The organism is Rathayibacter sp. AY2B3 (assembly GCF_002931755.1).
Lineage (GTDB): Bacteria > Actinomycetota > Actinomycetes > Actinomycetales > Microbacteriaceae > Rathayibacter.
This window is the reverse complement of sequence record NZ_PSUG01000012.1, coordinates 45,272-63,649: the sequence shown is the minus strand read 5'-3', so window position 1 is coordinate 63,649 and position 18,378 is coordinate 45,272. Positions and strand designations below refer to the sequence as shown.

Here is an 18,378-nt window from a genome sequence, read left to right as displayed (position 1 = left end):
CGACAACTCCTGGAGAGTCGTGGGCGCGGGGTGGGTGCAGGCGTGCCGGGGCGCAGGCCCGCGGGCGGGCGGCCCTGCTCACCGCGGCGCCGCGCTCAGACGCGGTGCGTCGTCTCCGGGAAGGCCTCGGGCTCGCACTGGATGGTCGCGTGGTCGATGCCGTGGCGCTCGCGGAGGACGGCGAGCACCCGCGAGAGCGCGGTGCGGTAGTCGGTGTCCGGGGCGACGACCACGTGGCCGGTGGCGCTCTCCATGCCGGAGGTGATCGTCCACACGTGCAGGTCGTGCAGCGCCAGCACGCCGGGGACGGCGCAGACGTCGCGCTCGAGCGCGGCGAGGTCGACGTGCGCGGGCGCCGACTCCATCAGGATCCCGAGCGCCTGTCGGGTCAGCGACCAGGTGCGCGGCAGGATCAGCAGCCCGATCAGCACGCCGACGATCGGATCCGCCCACGCCCAGCCGGTGGTGAGCAGCACGATCGCCGCGACGATCACGCCGATGGAGCCGAGCGCGTCGCCGAGCACCTCGAGGGAGGCTCCGCGGAGGGTGATGCTCTCCTTCGCGCCGGCCGACAGCAGGCGCAGGCTCACGAGGTTGACCGCCAGGCCCACCACCGCGGTGATCAGGAGGGGGCCGCCGGGCACCGCGGGCGGCTCGGCGAAGCGGCGGACCGCTTCGACGATCACGAACGCGGCGACCGCGAACAGCAGCAGGCCGTTCGCGAGGGCGGCCAGCACTTCGAGGCGGTAGGAGCCGTAGGTGCGGCCCTTCGCGGCGGGGCGGGCGGCGAGCGAGATCGCGGCGATCGACATTCCGAGCGCCAGCACGTCGGTGCCCATGTGCGCGGCGTCCGAGAGCAGCGCGAGCGAGCCCGTCGCGACTCCGACCGCGAACTCGACGACCATGAACGCCGCGGTCAGCACGAATGCGGCCACGAGCGGACGCCGGTGCCGCGCGGCGGCGGAGCCGGCCGGAACGCCGTGAGAGTGGCCCATCGGCTCCTCCGATCCCTGTTCGTATAAACAGTCTTGCATGCGTTCGGAGGAGAGCGCGAGCGCCCTCAGCCGACCAGCGGGTCCAGCGCCTCCCCGAGGTAGGGCGTCAGGGTCCGGGCGTACGACTCGGTGAGGTGCCCGAGGTCGCGGTACACCTTCACTCCGCCGATCACGAGGGGGCAGCCGCGGTCGTCGCAGAACCAGCGGGTGAGGTCGACCGTGGCCGCACCGGGCCAGCCCTCGGCCGCCGCGGCCATCAGCTCGCGGTCGGCGAAGGCCTCGTCGAGAGGCACGCTGCAGTCGTCCGCGGAGCCCGGCTTCTCGGCGCAGGCCAGCAGGGCGAGCGAGGGCAGCACCGGATTGTCGCGGATCGCGACCACCGTGGATCCGCGGGCGATCAGCGGCGCCCACGACTCGTGGAACCCGTCGATCCCGGCCTGCTCGTCGGGGGTGCCGGACGCGTCGACGAACACGGACTTCTTCGCGGAGTAGGCCGTGACCACGAGCGCGTACGGGTCCTGGCCCGCGAGCTCCCCCTGCAGCTTCTCGTTCCAGACGTCGCAGGAGCGGTGGGCGGAGGCGGAGTCGTCGCGCCGCTCGGCGGTCGAGAAGACGCAGCCCGTCTTGTAGTAGGTGTGCAGATCCCAGCCGCGCTCCTCCGCCACGCCGCGCAGCGCCGGGAAGAAGGACGCCGCGTGCGAGTTGCCGATGAGCAGCACGCGGAGGCCGGCCGGATCGCCGAAGCGGCACTCCTTGAGCTCGGTGCCGGAGTTGCCGGTGCTGCACTCGTCGGTGTTCAGCACGGAGCCGTCCTCCGAGGCGTCGACGGCGGGCAGGCTCGTGGTCCAGGAGTCCGGGCAGGAGTTCGCGAGCGCCGCGGCTCCCACGCAGCCCTCGGTCGAGACGGGGAGTGCGTGCGCGCGGGTGAGGTCGGCGGCGATCGCGGCGTTCGTGCCGGTGAGGCCCGTCACCCCGACCAGGGCGGCGACGGCCAGCAGGGCCGCCGGGGCGAGCGCGCGGAGGCGGTGCGGGTGCTCGGCGGGGGCGCGGCGGTGGAGGGGGTCCTCGAGGAAGCGCTTCGAAGCGGCGGCGAGGAGGACCGCCGCCGCGATGATGCCCACGCCGGTCGACGCGGTCGGGTCCTCGCCGGTGCTCTCACGCCAGAAGACCAGGAGCGGCCAGTGCCAGAGATAGAGCCCGTAGCTCAGGCCGCCCAGCCGCACGAGCGGGCGCAGGGCCAGCAGCCGGCCGACTCCGCGCTCCGGGGCGGGGCCGGTCCCGGCGACGAGGACGAGCACCGCCGAGAGGGTCGGCCAGAGTGCCGCGGCGCCCGGGAACGCGCTCGAGACCTGGAGCACGAATCCGCAGGAGACGACTCCGATCAGCCCCAGCCAGCCGGCGACCGTCCTCAGGGCCGCCGGGATCGACAGGCCCGGGAGCACGAGGGCCGCGAGCGAGCCGAGCCCGAACTCCCACGACCGGGCGAGGGTGCTGTAGTAAGCGGTCGGCTGGTCGATCCCGACCAGAACGACGGAGAACGCGAACGAGAGGACGGTGAGCGCCGCGACGAGCGCCAGCAGGAACCGCGGCAGGTGCGCGCGGCGCCGCAGCAGCACGGCGGCGAGGGTCGCGACGAGCACCAGGGCGAGCCAGATCAGGTAGAACTGCCCCTGCACCGACATCGCCCAGAGGTTCTGCACCGGCGAGTGGAAGTCGTCCTGCGCGAGGTAGTCCACTCCGGCCCGCGCGAGCGCGACGTTCTCGACGGAGAACGTCGAGGCGAGCACCTCGGTGAAGGTCTGCAGCAGCTGCGAGGGGCGCAGGAGGAGCGGAGCGAGCGCCGCGACGACGACCAGCACCACCGCGGCCGCCGGGAAGAGCCGCGAGGCGAGCCTCCGGAGGAAGGCGATCGGACGGACGCGTCCGAACCGGCGGATCTGGCCGAGGAGGGTGAGGGTGGTGAGGAACCCGGCGACCACGAAGAAGACGTCGACGCCTCCGGAGACGCGGCCCAGCCAGATGTGGAACGTCGCGACCAGGAGGGACGCGACGGCGCGCAGTCCCTCGATCTCGGGCCGGTAGCCGGAGGCGTCGGCCTTGCGCACCAGCGCGGACCGGCCGGAGGGGGCGGTGCGGGCGGAGTGGCGGGGCAACAGGATCCTTCCGTGACGGTCGGCGGGCGGTGGGGCGGGTGCCGGCGATCGTCGGTGTCCAGGATCGCGCTCTCTCGCCCCCAGGGGAACCGTGTCCGGGGTGCTGTCCACCCGGTTGGGGGCTGCGGAGGCGAGGTGCGCGACAGGTGTCCGCTTACTCGTCCGTTCGGGGTTCTCCGAGCGCGGCGAGAACCCGGACGTCGCCGTGCACGCGCGCGCCCACGGCGACGTCTGCGGAGTCGTCGGCGGTCGGGCCGAGGGCACGTGGCGCGGATCGACTGGCGCGACCGGACGGGTCGAGGTGAGGTAAGGCTATGCTTACCCGGGCTCCGCGCCACCCCGGAGGCTCCGCGCCGCACCGGGGTGCTGCCCGCCGACGAACGACGCCCCACGAACCACGGGAGATCCATGTCCACGCACCGCCGGCGCCCCGCCGCCCTCGCCCTCGCCGCCGTGACCCTGCTCGCCCTCACCGGCTGCGGCGCCTCGGAGCAGATCGAGCCCGAGAGCACGGCTGCCGCGGGGGAGGGCACGACCTCCTACCCGCTGACCGTCGAGAACTGCGGCACGAGCACCACCGTCACCGCCCCTCCGCAGCGGGTCGTCTCCCTCGATCAGGACTCGACCGAGATCCTGCTCTCGCTCGGCCTGGAGGACCGGATGGTCGGCACCGCCTCCTGGACCGACCCGGTGCTCGAGACCCTCGCCTCCGCGAACGAGAGCGTGCCGCGCCTGGCCGACAACGCGCCCACCTACGAGGTGCTGCTCGGCGCCGACCCCGACTTCGTCACCGCCTCCTTCGGCCGCCACTACGCCCCCGAGGGGGTCGCCTCGCGCGAGCGCCTCGCCGAGACGGGCATCGGCTCCTACCTCTCTCCCACCGACTGCGACGGCGGAGAGAGCGTCAACGGCGGGAGCGGCACGCGCACGGTCCCGCTCACCGTCGACGACCTCTACCAGGAGATCCACGAGCTCGCCGAGGTGTTCGACGTGCAGGAGCGCGGCGACGCCCTGGTCGCGCAGCTGCAGGCGCGCGCCGCGGTCGCCACGGAGGGAGTCGACTTCGGCGGCCGGAGCGTCGCCTTCTGGTTCGCGGACACCAGGACGCCCTACATGGCCGGCGGCTACAACTTCGCCTCGATGCTGGGCACCACGACCGGCATGACCAACGTCTTCGCCGACCGGACCGACGACTGGGCGGCCGTGGGCTGGGAGAGCGTCGTCGCGGCCGACCCGGACGTGCTGGTCCTCGGCGACCTGCAGCGCGACCGCTTCCCCGGCGACCGGCTCGACGACAAGACCGCGTTCCTCCGCTCGGACCCGCTGACCAGCAGCCTGCCCGCGGTGCAGGACGGCCGCTTCATCTCGCTGCACGGCGCCGAGCTGAACCCGTCGATCCGCTTCGTCGACGGCCTCGAGAAGATCCGCGCCTGGTGGGACGAGAACGGGGCCTCGCTCTGAGCACGGTCCTCGTCCGCCGGGTGCCGCGGGGTCTGGTCGCCGCGGCGCTGGTCCTCGGCGGGCTGCTCGCGCTGGCGCTCTCGGTCGGCGTCGCGGTGACGCTCGGCCCGGCCGACGTCTCGCTCGTGAACGTCCGCGACATCCTCCTCAACCACCTCGGGCTCGCCTCCGTTCCGGTGCGTGCGGCCGAGGACGCGATCGTCTGGCAGGAGCGTCTCCCGCGCGCGCTGGTGGCCGCGGCGTGCGGGGCGGGGCTCGGCGTGTGCGGAGTGATCCTGCAGTCGCTGCTGCGGAATCCGCTCGCCGACCCGTTCGTGCTGGGCGTCTCCTCCGGAGCGTCCACGGGTGCTGTGCTCGTCGGCGTGCTCGGGGTCGGCGGAGGAGTGGTCGGGCTCTCCGGAGGCGCCTTCGTCGGCGCGCTCGTCGCCTTCGCCTTCGTGCTGCTGCTCACGCGGTTCTCGGCGGGCGGCACCTCGGGCGTGATCCTGGCGGGGGTGGCGAGCACGCAGCTGTTCTCGGCGCTGACCTCGCTGATCGTGTTCGCGCTCGCCGACTCGGACGAGACGCGCGGCGTGATGTTCTGGCTGCTCGGCTCCCTCGAGGGCATGCGCTGGGACGACGTGGCGCTGAGTGGAGGAGTCGTGCTGCTCGGCTCCGTGGTCTGCCTCGCCGCAGCCCGGACGCTCGACGCGTTCGCCTTCGGGGAGGACGTGGCCGCGTCGCTCGGCGTGCACGTGGGCCGTACCCGCCTCCTCCTGCTGGTGGTGACGGCCCTGCTGACGGCGACCCTGGTGAGCATCGCCGGCGCGATCGGCTTCGTGGGGCTGGTGCTGCCGCACGCCGCGCGACTCGTGTTCGGGCAGCGGCACTCGCGGGTGATCCCGGCGACGATCCTGCTCGGCGCGGTGTTCCTGGTGTGGGTCGACGCCGGGTCGCGGGTGGCGTTCGCGCCGACTCCGCTGCCGGTGGGGGTCGGCACGGCACTCGTCGGCGTGCCGGTGTTCATGCTGCTGCTCCTGCGGCGGAGAGGCCGCTCGTGACGCTCGAGGCCGACCGGGTCTCGTGGCGCCGGGGCGGCCGCCTGGTGGTCGACGGCGTCTCGCTCAGCCCCGCTCCCGGCTCGACCGTCGGACTGCTCGGGCCCAACGGCTCGGGCAAGTCGTCGCTGCTGCGGCTGCTGCAGGGCACCGCGGCTCCGGACGCCGGCGTCGTCACCCTCGACGGCGCGCCGCTCCGCTCGCTCCGCCGCCGCGAGGTCGCCCGGGCCGTGGCCACGGTGACGCAGCAGGCCGAGACGGAGGCGGACCTCCCCGTCCGCGACGTCGTCCGGCTCGGGCGCACCCCGCACCGCTCCCTCCTGGGCGCAGACACGGCCGAGGACCTGCGCGCGATCGACCGCGCCCTCGAGCAGGTCGGCCTCGAGGCGAAGGCCGACCACCTCTGGCACACCCTCTCGGGCGGCGAGCGGCAGCGCGCGCACATCGCTCGGGCGCTCGCGCAGGAGCCGCGCGAGCTGCTGCTGGACGAGCCGACCAACCACCTCGACATCCGCCATCAGCTGGAGCTGCTGGCCCTGGTGCGGGCGCTGCCGGTGACCACGGTCGTGGCGATGCACGACCTCAACCTCGCGGCCCTCTTCTGCGACGCGCTGCTGGTGCTGCGCGAGGGGCGCGTGGTGGCGGGCGGCACCCCGGCGGAGGTGCTCACTCCGGCGCTGATCGCGGACGTCTACGGCGTGCGCGCTCGCGTGATCGTCGACGCCGGACGGCCGCACGTGCTGTTCGACTCCTGACCCTTTGCCAGACGATCGTCGATCAGTCAACGGTCTCGTCCACTTCCAGCAGCACGTTCTACCGTCGGTGTACCGGCTTCGAGACCTCACAGGAGAGGTCCTCCTCGCGCTGGGCGAGGTGCTCTCCTGACGGAGGTCGATGGTCGTGCCGGTGACGACGAGGGGAGTCGGGAGATGTCCAGAGACGACGTGGCACCGGGACGGTTCGCGCGATTCGTGAAGTGGGTCAACAAGGCCGACGGCTGGGAGCCGCAGTACCTGCGCGGACGGGTCGTGGCCAAGAAGGACGGCGAGTGGATCGTCGCGGTCGACGGCGAGGAGCGCCGGATCGTGAAGAAGGAGTGGAGCGTCTACCGCTGACCCTCGGGGAGGACTCGTGATGCTGCCCGACCGGCGCACTCCCGAGATCAGAGAGGCGCGTCCCGGAGTCTTCGTGCTCGAGCTGCGACGCACCCGCCGTCGGCCCGCCGAGGAGCTGGGCGTGCTGATCCGCACAGGCACGACCTGGACGGTGCTGGGGCCGGACGGGGTGCGGGCGGACGTGACGAGCTTCCACGAGGCCGTAGAGGCCCTGCGCGAGTAGTGGGCGCTGACGTGCCCGGGATAGCTGTCCGCTCGGGGGTGTCGACGACCGTCCCGGGCACCTCGGCGGAGGACTTCCGTGACCGTATGCTCCCCCTCGACGTCGGATCGACGACTTGTACACAGGCGGAGGACACGATGACCGAGCTCAGCACCGACGACCTCGCGTTCCTGCGCCGCAGCATCTCCGCCGCCGAGCGCTCCCGTGCCGAGGGCAGGCACCCCTTCGCGGCCCTGGTGGTCGACGCCGCCGGCCGCGTCGTCGCCGAGGCCGGCAACAACTCCCTCCCGCCGGAGGGCGATCCCACCCAGCACGCCGAGCTGCGCGCGGTCGCCGCCGCGTACCGCGAGCTCGGGGCCGAGGGGATGTCGGGCGGCACCCTCTACACGAGCGCGGAGCCCTGCGCGATGTGCTCGGGCGCCGTCTACTGGACCGGCGTGGACCGCGTGGTCTACGCCCTCTCCGAGCACCGCCTCCTGGAGCTCACGGGCGACCACCCCGAGAACCCGACCTTCTCGCTCCCGTGCCGCGAGGTGTTCGCCCGCGGTCAGCGCTCCATCGTCGTCTGCGGCCCGCACCTCGAGGAGGAGGCCTCGGGCGCGCACCGGGGCTTCTGGGAGTAGCCCCGCCGGCACCCTCGCGCTGAGGTGCCCGAGATGGTCGCACGCTCCGGCGTGTCGCCGACCGTCTCGGGCACCTCAGCGCTGCGTCAGCGCGCCCACTGGATCGACGACGCCTTGTCGTTGAAGGAATCACCGACCCAGGCGGCGCTTCCGACCGGCCCGAACGAGCCTCCCGAGTAGTCGTCGTCCATGAAGATCGTGCCGAGGCAGCCGTTGCGACCGGAGAACGAGCTCAAACGGTCGTTCCATCCGATGGAACGGAGCGAGCTTGTCCCGTAGCGCTTGCCGGGGCTGCAGAGCGCAGAATCCCAGGTCGTGAACCTGAAGCTGTCGCCTCCGAAGTCGATGTCGTCGTAGACGTACCCGAGGACGTACTGGGAGTCGGCGAGGCTCAGCGGCGACGTCGCGGCCTTCGACGTCGAGGGGTCGTCGAGCGAGGTCTCGACGACCACGCGACCGGTCCGGGCGAGTACGGCGGCGTCGAGGTCCTCCCCGCGGTCCACACAGACCGTCTGCCCGGTCTCGACCAGCATCGAGCAGTCCTCGGGAAGCCTGGCGGAGTCGGGAGATGCTGCAGCGATGCAGAACACCGCTCCGGCGACGAGCGAGAAGCTGCCGCGGGCGGTGAGGGGGAAGCGTCGGGTGATGATCGGCATGAATGGTCCCGTCTGAAGAGTGTCGGATGATGTCGGGTCGGCGGGACCCGCAGCCAGCATCCGACATATCGTCATGTCCTGCAACTGTTTCGAGACGAATCCTCGCCTCCGGAGACTTCTCCGTGAGGGCCGCGGCAGGGTGAATCGCCGACCGGCCGCCGGCGGACCGAGCCGGGCAGGGCACGGGGGAGCAGGACGGGCGCACATGACGGACGAGGTCGAGGATCGGGAGCTGCTCCGACGGCTCGCCGGCAGCGGAGGTGAGGCCGCGATGCGGGCGCTGTACGACCGCCACGCGCCGGCGGTGTTCCGGCTGGTGGGCAGCCGGGTGACGGATGCCTCGGCCGTCGACGACGTGGTGCAGGAGGCGTTCATCGTGCTCTGGAGAAAGCGCGACCTGGTGAGGATCGCGGGCGACTCGCTTCTGCCGTGGCTGATGGTGACCGCACGGAACCTGACCATGAACGAGAACCGAGCAGGCTCTCGGAGGCCGCTCGCGAGCGGGGCCGACGTGCTCGACGGGCCCACCGTCGACGGGCCGGAGCGAGCGGCGGAGGTGGCCGCGCTGCTCCGATCGGTCGATGCGGTCGTCGCCGCGCTCCCCGAGCTCGACCGGAGGATCTACGCGGCATGCCTCGAGCGCGGGCTCGGCTACGACGAGGCCGCCGCCGAACTGGACGTGACCACCTCGGTGGTCCGCAACAGACTCTCCCGCCTCCGCCGGAGGATCCGGGACGACGACTACGTGAGAGGTGCCCTGTGAACACGGACGACTACCCCGGACGCGATCGCGCGCTGCTCGTCCGAGAGCGTGTGCTCGGGAGAATGCGGAACGACCGCCGAGCGATCCGTCGTCGCCGCACCGTGGTCGCGGTGACCGGTGCCCTCGCCGGGGGCGTGCTCCTCGCAGCGGGTGCCGCGGTGCTCACTCCCCCTGCACTCACGCAGATCGGGGCGCGCTGCTACCCGACCGCCTCCCTCGAGGCGGGTGCCCGAGGCGCTGGAGGACCGGTGGACACCGGCCTGGTGGGGGAGGTGTCCGAGTCCCTCCTCGACCAGGACGGGCAGCCCCTGGAGGAGGGTGCGCCCCTGTCGGCGGAGACCGCGGTCGGTCTCTGCGCCGGCGTCTGGGAGGACGGCGGCTTCGAGCTCGACCGCGCCGCGGCGAACGCGGCTGCGGAGCGGGGGGTGCGCAGGCCCGTCCCGCCGCTGGTGGCCTGCCGTCAGGGTGACGGCCTGGCGGTGGTGCTGCCCGGTGAGGCGAGCGACGCGGACGCGCTGTGCGACTCCGTCGGACTCGCCGCCGCCGAGTGAGCCGACCGTGCCCTACAGCTGGCGGCCCGGCCGCTGCACGCCCACGACGGTGACGGTCAGCGTCGCGGAGGTGCTCTGCGCGGCGGACGGGGACGAGTCCGACAGGCGCACGGTCAGGCGGAGGTGGTCGGTCGCGCCGACGGCGAGGGCGGGGGAGCCGGGCAGGTCGAGCCGGGAGGTGGCGGGCCGGTCGGCCGAGACGGTGGTGACCGTGCCGGGGCAGGTCGCGGCATCGGCCGACCAGGACTGCGTGCAGCGCTCGATCACGAGCTGCAGGCCGTCCGAGAGGTCGGTGCCGGTCGTGGTCTGCAGCTCAAGGGCCGACATCGGCAGGGTGCCGGCGTTGGTCAGGTCGAGGAGGCGCCGGGCCGTGCCGCCGGGGACGAGGCCCGCGACGGGGACCGGCACGGTGGTCGCTCCGGTACCGGAGAGACTCGCGATGACGGTGCCGGAGGCGACCCGTGCGCTCACGGAGGCGCGGTCGAGGAACACGGCGGTCGCAGTGGCGGCGGCGCCGAGGACGAGCGCGCCGGCGATGATGCCCGTGAGACCGGCGCGCGAGACCACGCGGCGGCGGACGTCGGGGGAGTGGCGCGGCGCTCCGCGGTCGCGGCCGGAGGGGCGTGCGCTGTGCCGGCCGTGCTCGACCGGAGGACGCTGCGGCTCCGGGGGCGGCGTCCCGTCGGTGGAGCGGTGCGCGCCGCTCACGGGGCGACCTCCGCGGGGCGGCGCCAGATGGCGATCAGGAGCGCGCCCACGACGACCGCGCCGCCCGCGGCGAAGAGCAAGAACCGCGCCTCCGGGTGGGCGAGGCCGATGCTCGGCCAGCCCAGCAGCGGCACCACCGAGCTCTCGCGCCAGATCCGCTCGTCCGCGATCGTCACGATCCACGGGTCGGCCGACTCGTTGTTGTCGCCCTTGGTGGTGAGCGCCAGCTGGCCGGGCTCGCGGCCGCGGAGGGCGGCCGCCTCCTCCTCGGAGTAGACGAGGGTGACGCGGTGGATGACGCGGCGGCCCGGATCGTCGGGGTCGGTGAAGACGATGACGTCGCCGGCGCGGATCGCGGCCTGGTCGACGGGCAGGGTGACGGCGAGGGAGCCGACCGGCATCCCGGGTGCCATCGAATTCGACAGCACCGGAACGAGCCGCACGAGACCGAGGGCGGAGAGGACGAAGACGGTGATGCCTGCGACGGCCACGATCGTGACCAGGCCGCCGAGGAGAGCGCGGAGGGCCTTCACGCCTGCTCCCTCCGGTGACGACGGCGCGCGGCCGCGGCGAGCAGGACGCCCGAGCCGAGGGCGAGCATCCCGCCCAGGAGCGCAGCACCCAGGTCGCGGCCGGTGACGGCCAGCCCGCCGCCCGCCGCACCCGGGAAGGAGCCGGGGCCGGGCGCCGCGGAGGGATCCTCCTCCGTCGTGCCCACGAGCACCCGCAGCGACGCCGCCGCGAGCTCGGACCCGTTGCCGGCCGACTCCGGGAACAGGACGCGGACGCGCACGCCCACGGTGGACCCGGGCTCGAGCGGACGCACGCCGTCGAGCCGTCCGAGCGTCGCCGCGGGTCCGGATCCGAGCGGCACCGCGTCACCGGGGCAGAGGTAGCGCTCGACCGTGCGAGCGCCGTCGACGACCTCGGCGACGGTGAACGCCGAGTCGCAGAGCTCGACGGACAGCTGGAGGCCGTCGCGCGGGTCCTGAGCCAGCGTCCCTCCGTCGACCGCGAAGGCCACGGAGACCCCCTCCGGCGACAGGCCGGTGCTGGTCGCCTCGACCGCCCACTCGGCGCGGTCGCCCGGAGCGAGGTCGGTGAGGGACCCGGGTGCCGAGAGCTCGCGCACGTCGAGCACTCCGACGGGCTCGGCGCTCGCCGCAGGGGCGAGGAGCACCGCCGCGAGGACGGCGACGAGCGCGCGGGCGTGGGGCATGGGGACGACTCCGGGAGAAGGGGGATGCCTCCGCCCCGCGCCGGCGGCGGCCGGGCAGGGCGGAGGCGGTGGGGGACGGTCTACTTCTGGATGCCGGCGCGCTGGATCGCGGCGGCGGTGAAGGTGACCGTGGCGGAGGCGTTCTCGTACGCGTTGTCGGCCGCGGTCGGCAGGACGAGCTCGATCAGCGTGTTCAGCGTCACGTCACCGGCGTCCGAGGGGAAGGTCCCGGTCGCGGTGGGGGTGATGCCGAAGTTCGCCGGGGTGAAGTTCGCCGCGTTGGCGACTCCGCCGATGGTCGAGAGCTTGCCGGTGCCGGTGACGGTCTGCGTGCCCGCGCAGGTGTAGGGGCCGGCCTCCGCGGGAGCGGCGGCGGGGACCCAGGCGGTGGAGCAGGTCAGCAGGCGGTAGTCGAGGCCGTTCGCGCCGGTGACGAGGGACGCGCCGACGCGGCCCGGGTCGGTGGTGTCCGAGCCGACGACGTCGTTGGTGACGTCCTGGTAGAAGCGCACCGACGAGACGAGGTCGCCGTCGTTGGTCGCGTTCGGCAGGACGAGCTTGATCGGGCGCTGGACGGTGTCGCCGGGCGCGATGTTCGCGACGGTGAACGCTCCGGTGACCGCGATGTCGGTCTGGCCGGCGTCGACGTTGCCGACGGCGGTCCCGGAGTCGGTGAACACGGCGAACGCGCCGGCGCCGGCGAGGGCTCCCGCGGCGAGGAGGACGCCGCCGGTGAGGGCGATCTTCTTCCAGGGGCTGCGACGGGTGGGTGCTGTGGTGGTCATGGCGACCGTTCCTTTCTGGTGGGTGGTGCCCGGTGCGGGCGTGGTCTCCCTCACGAGGACACGTGCAGGACGAGAGGGGTGTCGAGGGGGAGGCATCAGCAGCCTCCGGCGGTGGTGACGGCCGGCTGGGCGACGGCGGTCGAGGCGGCGGAGGCGACTCCGAGCCAGCGCTGTAGATCCGGGCGGACCCGCCACTGGTAGCTGCGGCCCTCGCCGACCCGGTCGTCCGTGAAGCTCGTCGCGGAGGCGGCGGGTGCCGCGATCACGGTCCACGGTCCGGGCGTCGTCCCGGCGAGGCGGCGCTCCAGGGTCCACCCGGTCGCTCCGGCGGCGGCCGACCAGCTCACGAGGGTGCTCGGCCGACCGGCCGTGCAGCTCGCGACGGGCGTCGCGACCACGGAGGAACCGGTCCAGGCGCCGAGCCCGACCGCTCCGCTCGTGGTGCCGGTGCCGGAGAATCCCCGCCGGACGAGCGGCGCCGGATCGACCCAGACCGTGATCGTGCTGCCCGCCGTGAGCGCCCCGTCCGAGACGGTGTACGCGATCGTCGCGCTGCCGGTCCAGCCGTCGGCCGCGGGAGTGTAGGTGCACGTGGATCCGGAGCAGGAGAAGCTGCCGCGCAGCCCGGCAGGGACGCTCGTCCCGGCCAGGGAGAGGGTCGTGCCCGCGTCCTCGTCGGTGTCGTTCGCGAGCGGAGCGACGGTGACGACGGGGCCGCCGGTGGTCGCGACCACGCGGTCGGGCCGGGCGACCGGCGCGCGGTTGAGCGCTGTGACGGTGACCGTGACCCGCACGTTCCAGGTGCCGTACTGGCCCGAGAGGGAGTAGTCGAAGACGTCGGTGCCGACGAAGGCGGCGATCGGGCGGTAGGTGCACTGGCCGCGGGTCGCTCCGCTCGCGACGCAGGACACGGCTCCCTGCACGGGAGTGGCGGGGGCGGGTGCCGCCGCGCCTCCGATCGCCTTCGGCGTCGCCGAGAGCTGAGCGCGCGAGAAGGTCGCGCCGGTCGCGGCGGGCCCGTCGTTCGCGAGCACGTCGATCACGACCGAGCCGCCCTGCACGACCGTCGCGGCGTCGGCGGCCGGATCGGGGATCACCGAGATGCTCACCGAGGCCGTGCGGGTGAAGGCCCCGCTGGTCGGGCCGGTCGCCGTCGCCGTGGCGGTGTTGGCGATCGTGCCGGCGGTGACGTCGGCGGCGGTGGTCGTGTAGGCGGCGGTCGCGGTGACGACCTGGCCGGGCAGCAGTCGTCCGGAAGTGCCCGGCCAGGAGTAGGTGAGAGCGGAGAGCCCGCTCTTGGGGTCGCTGATCGCGACCGCGGTGAGGGTGGTGCTGCCGGTGTTGGTCGCGCGGAAGGTGTAGGTCACCACGGTGCCGGCGGCGCTGATGAAGGCGGGGTTCGCGGTCTTGACGAGGGCGAGGTCGTTCGTGCGGGCGATCGTCACCGTCCGCGAGGCGGTGGCCGTGACGGCGGCGCCGGTCGGAGGGGTGCCGGTCGCGGTGGCGGTGTTGAGGACCTGGCCCGCGTCGACGTCGGCCTGCGTGAGCGTGTACGAGGCGGTCGCGGTGACCGACTGGCCGATCTCGAGGCGTCCGGCGGTTCCCGGCCAGGAGTAGGCGAGCGCGGAGAGCCCGCTCTTGGGGTCGCTGATCGCGACGGAGGTGAGCGCCGTGTTGCCGGTGTTGGCCGCGGTGAAGCTGTACGAGAGGGTCGCGCCGGCCGCGGCCCCGGCCGGGAGCGTGCCGGTCTTGGCCAGCGAGATCGAGGGCGCGTAGCGGATCGGCGTGATCGCGGTGGAGGAGGCGGAGACCGCCACGGGCGAGGCCGCGAGCGTGCGCCCGCTGACCGTGGCCGTGTTGGTGACCGCCGTGCCCTTGTCGATGTCGGTCTGCAGCACCGTGTACGGCGCCGAGGTGAAGGTCGCGCTCGCTCCGGGTGCGAGCTGGGTCGAGGCGGGCGTGATGCCGGTGACCTTCGGGTCGGCGACGGCGACCGTCTGCAGCGTGACGTTGCCGGAGTTGAGGGCGAGGAAGGAGTAGCGGATCTGCTCGCCGGCGTCGGCCTGGGCGTTGCCGTTCGTGTCGGTGAGCAGGGCGGTCTTGGTGAGCGAGAGGGAGGGAGCGGGGGTGGCGATGGGCGCGGTGACGGTGGCGGTCCGGCTGGTGACGGTGGTCGTCGTCTCGCCGGACGCCGTCCGCGTCGCCGAGGCCGTCGCCGTGTTGACGAGGGAGCCGGCGACCGCCTCCGCTGCCGTGACCGTATGGGATCCCGTGCAGGTCGTGGAGGCGAGCGGAGCGAGCGTCGTGGCCGCGCAGGTGATCGTCGCGACCTTCGGGTCGGTGACGACGATCCCGCTGAGCGACGCCTTGATCGAGCCGTTCGTCACGACGAACTGGTAGGGGATCGCAGCGCCCTCGGTGTAGGCGGAGGGCTGCGCGGTGGTGCGGTCGATCTGCTTGACGAGGGTGATGTCGTCGAGCGTGGTGACGGACGAGACGGAGACGTTCCGGATCAGGTGGGTGTCGCTCGAGCCGCCGGTCGAGGCCGTGAAGCCGAGCTTGTAGGTCGACGGAGCGGTCGTCGGCATCGTGAACTGCATCGCCTGCGTCAGGTCGGCGGCGGCCAGTCCCGCTCGGGCGCCGTAGTAGACGGTCACGACGGGCGGCGATGCCGGCGACACGGTCACGCGGATGGTGCGGCCGGTCGTCGCGTCCGGCGCGGTCGGGGTGCCGACGTTGACGAGGGGACGGAGCCCGGCGAGACCGTTCGGGACGTTGTTGCCCTGGATGTAGCAGTAGCCGGTCCTGTCCTGCCCGGGACCGCGCGCCACGATCCGGCCGCCGAACCGGCCCGGCGGTGCAGGGGAGCCGGCGCATCCGGTGCCGCCGAGGCCCCCGTCCGTGCTCGAGAAGTTGCCGTAGACGTCGAGGCCGATGCCGAGGTAGCCGCCGTTGACCCCGTCGGTGGTGCTCGACTGCCCGTATCCCAGCGATCCTCCGGGGGCGCCGGCCGCGGTGAGGTTCCGGGAGCCGTCGGTCAGGAAGAACGCGATCCCGTCGGCACCCTGCAGGGAGGCGACGGACTGGTACTGGTACTGGTCGAACTGCACGTCCAGGCCCGCGACGGAGGGGATCGGACGGTTGAAGACCGCGCCCCCCTTGAGGTTGGTCCGGTTGTCGGTGAGCTGGAGGAATCCCGGCGTCGTCCCGGTGGCGGGCGCCTGGATCCGGTTGGCGCAGACGCCGAGGTTCGACGATCCGGTCGGGGGCGCGGCCGTCGCTCGCGAGAGGCAGCCGCCGTCGAGGGCCTGCCACGCCGGATCCGGGACGGACGTGCCGCCGAACCCCTCCTGGAGGAGCACCGTGGCCGCCGCGGCCCTCGTCGCCGGCAGGACCACGAGGACGGCGGCGAGCAGGAGCAGGACGAGGCCGAGGGCGATCGAGCGGTCGTGGCTCGGTCGGGCATGCGCGTTCGACACGGATCGACCTCCCCCCGGAGCGCCTCGCCGGGCCTTCCGGGTGGAGCGGGATCACGATAGGTCGCGGCTCGGAGGGGCCTTGTCCCCCTGAGACGGGACAGGGGCGGCAGACGACGGTCCCCCGATCCGGTGGGCGCTCAGAAGGGGGACAGGGTGTGCTGAACCATCGCTCAGCCCGCGCACAGGAATCGGGCCCTCACCAGGGTGCCCCGGAGGGCGTGTTGACGTGCGCATGGCTGTCGGAGCGGCCGTGAGACGCCCGGATCCGCGTCGGCCCGGTGCGGCCGGTGTGTCCCGCCACCGGGACGATGCGGTTCCGCTCCCGTGGCGGGCATCTCCAGAGCAGTGGCGCGAGATAGCGCTCTCACCAGGACCTCCTCCGCGTACTCCGCCGCTCGACGCCAGGTGGGAGCGCCGCCGCGGGTGTCCCTGAAGCGGGTCTGGTGGTCGCGCGGCGGACGCGGGAGGATGCACTCGCGCCTGCCCGCCCGCACGGTCCCCCGAAGGACCGCACCGCGCCCCCTCCACGGTGGTCCGATCCGGACCGCAGCACCCCCCCCTCACACCTTCCGGTCAGGCTCCGCCGACCGAGCAGCCCTCTCCACGTCGGGATCCCATGTCCTCTCCTGCGCGCCACAGCCGCCGTCTCGTCCTCACCGGAGCCGCCCTCGGCGTCGGATCCGCCTTCGCCTACGCGATGACCGCGTCCGCGGCGCCCGACTACAGCGTGATCCCGCCGCTGCCCAACGAGCTCGGGCGCAGCGACACGGCGATCTCGCGCGTGGGGAAGAAGCCGTACCAGATCATCGACGTGATGATCGGCACCGACCGCGCGCGGCTCTTCGTCCCGCACACCGCGGTCCCCTCGCAGCGGATCGGCCGGGTCGTCTACTGGTACTACCACGCCAACGGGAGCACCTACGCGGCCCTGTCCGGCGCCTACCAGTACAGCGCCGACCAGGCCGTCGACAAGGGCGTCATCTCGATCTGCCCCAACTACGGCGGCAGCATCTACACGAACAAGCGGGCCGTCGCCATGCAGGTGGACGCGGTCGCCTGGTTCCAGAAGACGTGGCGGATCGGCGCGAGCTTCCTCCGCTCGAACTCCGGCGGTGGCGCACTGCTCTGCTGGGCGTACGGTAACAAGCTGGTCCCCGAGATCCGCGGCGCGTACCACGCGGCCGGCGTCTACGACATGGGCGACATGGCCCGCCGCGACCCGGAGCGGGTCCTGCCGGACTACGACAACGACCCCTCGACGATCCCGGCGACCGACCCCGCGCTGCTGCCGCAGGCCTCGTGGGCGGGGGCGCGGATCCGCGCGACCGGCTCGACGGAGGACGTCCTCGTTCCGATCGCCGTGCACGGAGGGGCCTGGGTCGCGCTCGCGAAGCCCGTCGCGAAGGAGGCGGCGGTCCTCTACACGCCCACCGACGGCGCTCCGAACGGCCACAACGTGCCGAGCCTGACGAACAAGGACATGCTCGACACGTTCGACCGCTGGCTCGCGGAGCAGCCGGTCGTTCCGCTGCCCGACGAGCCCGCCTCGTCGATCCCCGGCGAGGGCACGTACCAGAACTACTCCCCGCTCATCACGACCGCGGGCACCTGGAGCACGATCTCCTCCTCCGCCGACAGCGGCGGGAGCATCAGCTACTCCAGCTCGGCCGGAGCGTCCGCGAGCTTCCGCTTCTCGGGCACGGGCGTCAGCTGGGTGAGCCGGATGACGGCGACCTCCGGCATCAACGAGGTGCTGCTCGACGGCGTCCTCGTCGCCACCGTCGACCGCTACAGCCCCACGACCCGCTCGGGTCAGACGGTCTGGACGAGCGGGCCGATCGCCGCCGGCACCCACACGGTCACGATCCGCCGCGGGACGACGCGCAACCCGGCGTCCACCGGGTACACGCTGATCCTCGACGCCTTCGTCGTGACCGCCGGGACCGTCTCCACGTCGACCCCCACTCCCACCGCGACGGCGTCGCCGACCAGCACGCCCACACCGACGGACACGCCGACGCCCACCGACACTCCCACTCCGACCGAGACCCCGACGGCCACTTCCACGCCCACCCCGACCTCGACGCTGCCGGCGGCGGGGACGTACCAGAACGGTGCCGCCGTCATCGCGACCGTCGGCACCTGGGCGACGCTCTCGAGCACCGCCGACAGCGGCGGCAGCATCTCGTACTCCAGCACCTCCACGGCCTCGGCGACCCTCCGCTTCCAGGGCACGAAGGTCAGCTGGGTGAGCCGGATCACCCCGACCTCCGGCATCAACGAGGTCCTGATCGACGGCGTGCTCGTCGCCTCCGTCGACCGCTACAGCGCCACCAACCGCTCGGCCCGCACCGTGTTCACCAGCAGCACCCTCAGCGCCGGCGAGCACACCATCACTATCCGCCGCGGCAGCAAGCGCAACGCCGCCTCCACGGGCAACTCGCTGATCCTGGACGCCTTCGTCGTCGTGTGAGCCGCTCGGGCGCCCGAGCCGCCCGCGCGATTCCGGACAGAGGACGCGGGCGGGCTCGGGTGGCCGGGTGTTCGGGGGGTCCTGGGCGGGTTCGTTCTCGCTGAGGTGGTCGCTCGGGGTCCGGCGTCGTGGAGGTG

At 73.3% G+C, this 18,378-nt stretch carries 17 protein-coding genes; 9 read left to right on the top strand and 8 right to left on the bottom strand.

Annotated elements, in window-relative coordinates; translation table 11 throughout:
- Window positions 1-95: 95 nt before the first annotated feature.
- Together C5C24_RS05905 and C5C24_RS05900 are read right to left on the bottom strand one after the other, a co-directional pair.
- Window positions 96-995: a cation diffusion facilitator family transporter gene (locus tag C5C24_RS05905; RefSeq protein WP_104304528.1), complete on the bottom strand. Its 900-nt coding sequence runs from the start codon at window positions 993-995 to the stop codon at window positions 96-98.
- Between the two features lie 65 nt (window positions 996-1,060).
- Window positions 1,061-3,148, bottom strand: a complete 2,088-nt coding sequence (locus tag C5C24_RS05900) for an acyltransferase family protein (RefSeq protein ID WP_181135488.1) — start codon at window positions 3,146-3,148, stop codon at window positions 1,061-1,063.
- 408 nt (window positions 3,149-3,556) lie between these two features.
- Between C5C24_RS05900 and C5C24_RS05895 the strand changes: the two genes are divergently transcribed.
- From C5C24_RS05895 to C5C24_RS05870, 6 genes are all read left to right on the top strand, one after another.
- Window positions 3,557-4,609, top strand: a complete 1,053-nt coding sequence (locus tag C5C24_RS05895) for an ABC transporter substrate-binding protein (RefSeq protein WP_104304526.1) — start codon at window positions 3,557-3,559, stop codon at window positions 4,607-4,609.
- Window positions 4,582-5,649, top strand: coding sequence for a FecCD family ABC transporter permease (locus C5C24_RS05890; RefSeq protein WP_374953944.1), 1,068 nt, complete (start codon window positions 4,582-4,584; stop codon window positions 5,647-5,649). Before C5C24_RS05895 ends, C5C24_RS05890 begins: the two co-directional genes overlap by 28 nt.
- Window positions 5,646-6,401 (top strand): ABC transporter ATP-binding protein, encoded by a 756-nt coding sequence (locus C5C24_RS05885; RefSeq protein WP_104304525.1) that lies wholly within the window; start codon window positions 5,646-5,648, stop codon window positions 6,399-6,401. Before C5C24_RS05890 ends, C5C24_RS05885 begins: the two co-directional genes overlap by 4 nt.
- A 174-nt stretch (window positions 6,402-6,575) precedes the next feature.
- A complete protein-coding gene (locus C5C24_RS05880; RefSeq protein ID WP_104223398.1) occupies window positions 6,576-6,761 on the top strand; it encodes a hypothetical protein in 186 nt (61 codons plus the stop codon).
- 16 nt (window positions 6,762-6,777) lie between these two features.
- Window positions 6,778-6,984, top strand: a complete 207-nt coding sequence (locus C5C24_RS05875) for a hypothetical protein (RefSeq protein WP_160035656.1) — start codon at window positions 6,778-6,780, stop codon at window positions 6,982-6,984.
- 137 nt (window positions 6,985-7,121) lie between these two features.
- The gene (locus C5C24_RS05870) at window positions 7,122-7,607 is read left to right on the top strand and encodes a nucleoside deaminase (protein WP_104304524.1); all 486 of its coding nucleotides are present in this window, start codon (window positions 7,122-7,124) and stop codon (window positions 7,605-7,607) included.
- 86 nt (window positions 7,608-7,693) lie between these two features.
- Here the strand turns inward: C5C24_RS05870 and C5C24_RS05865 are convergent, their stop codons facing one another.
- On the bottom strand, window positions 7,694-8,263 hold the full coding sequence (locus tag C5C24_RS05865; protein ID WP_104275815.1) for a hypothetical protein: 570 nt from the start codon (window positions 8,261-8,263) through the stop codon (window positions 7,694-7,696).
- Window positions 8,264-8,468: 205 nt separating this feature from the next.
- Here C5C24_RS05865 and C5C24_RS05860 point away from each other — a divergent pair, with 205 nt between their 5' ends.
- Both C5C24_RS05860 and C5C24_RS05855 read left to right on the top strand, forming a co-directional pair.
- Window positions 8,469-9,026, top strand: a complete 558-nt coding sequence (locus C5C24_RS05860; protein WP_181110079.1) for an RNA polymerase sigma factor — start codon at window positions 8,469-8,471, stop codon at window positions 9,024-9,026.
- A gap of 62 nt (window positions 9,027-9,088) precedes the next feature.
- Window positions 9,089-9,577 (top strand): hypothetical protein, encoded by a 489-nt coding sequence (locus C5C24_RS05855; RefSeq protein WP_146082532.1) that lies wholly within the window; start codon window positions 9,089-9,091, stop codon window positions 9,575-9,577.
- Window positions 9,578-9,589: 12 nt separating this feature from the next.
- Here C5C24_RS05855 and C5C24_RS05850 read toward each other — a convergent pair whose 3' ends face one another.
- The 5 genes from C5C24_RS05850 to C5C24_RS05830 all read right to left on the bottom strand — a co-directional run bounded on the left by C5C24_RS05850 (window position 9,590) and on the right by C5C24_RS05830 (window position 15,768).
- Window positions 9,590-10,285 (bottom strand): peptidase, encoded by a 696-nt coding sequence (locus C5C24_RS05850; RefSeq protein ID WP_104304523.1) that lies wholly within the window; start codon window positions 10,283-10,285, stop codon window positions 9,590-9,592.
- Entirely contained in the window at window positions 10,282-10,818 is a 537-nt protein-coding gene (locus C5C24_RS05845) for a signal peptidase I (protein ID WP_104304522.1), read from the bottom strand. Before C5C24_RS05845 ends, C5C24_RS05850 begins: the two co-directional genes overlap by 4 nt.
- Window positions 10,815-11,504 (bottom strand): sortase, encoded by a 690-nt coding sequence (locus C5C24_RS05840; protein WP_104304521.1) that lies wholly within the window; start codon window positions 11,502-11,504, stop codon window positions 10,815-10,817. The genes C5C24_RS05845 and C5C24_RS05840 overlap by 4 nt, the downstream gene beginning before the upstream one ends.
- A gap of 80 nt (window positions 11,505-11,584) precedes the next feature.
- Window positions 11,585-12,289: a TasA family protein gene (locus C5C24_RS05835; protein ID WP_104282261.1), complete on the bottom strand. Its 705-nt coding sequence runs from the start codon at window positions 12,287-12,289 to the stop codon at window positions 11,585-11,587.
- 95 nt (window positions 12,290-12,384) lie between these two features.
- Window positions 12,385-15,768 (bottom strand): Ig-like domain-containing protein, encoded by a 3,384-nt coding sequence (locus C5C24_RS05830; RefSeq protein WP_104304520.1) that lies wholly within the window; start codon window positions 15,766-15,768, stop codon window positions 12,385-12,387.
- Between the two features lie 616 nt (window positions 15,769-16,384).
- Here C5C24_RS05830 and C5C24_RS17880 point away from each other — a divergent pair.
- Window positions 16,385-18,241: a hypothetical protein gene (locus tag C5C24_RS17880; protein ID WP_181135487.1), complete on the top strand. Its 1,857-nt coding sequence runs from the start codon at window positions 16,385-16,387 to the stop codon at window positions 18,239-18,241.
- The last annotated feature ends 137 nt before the right edge of the window (window positions 18,242-18,378 follow it).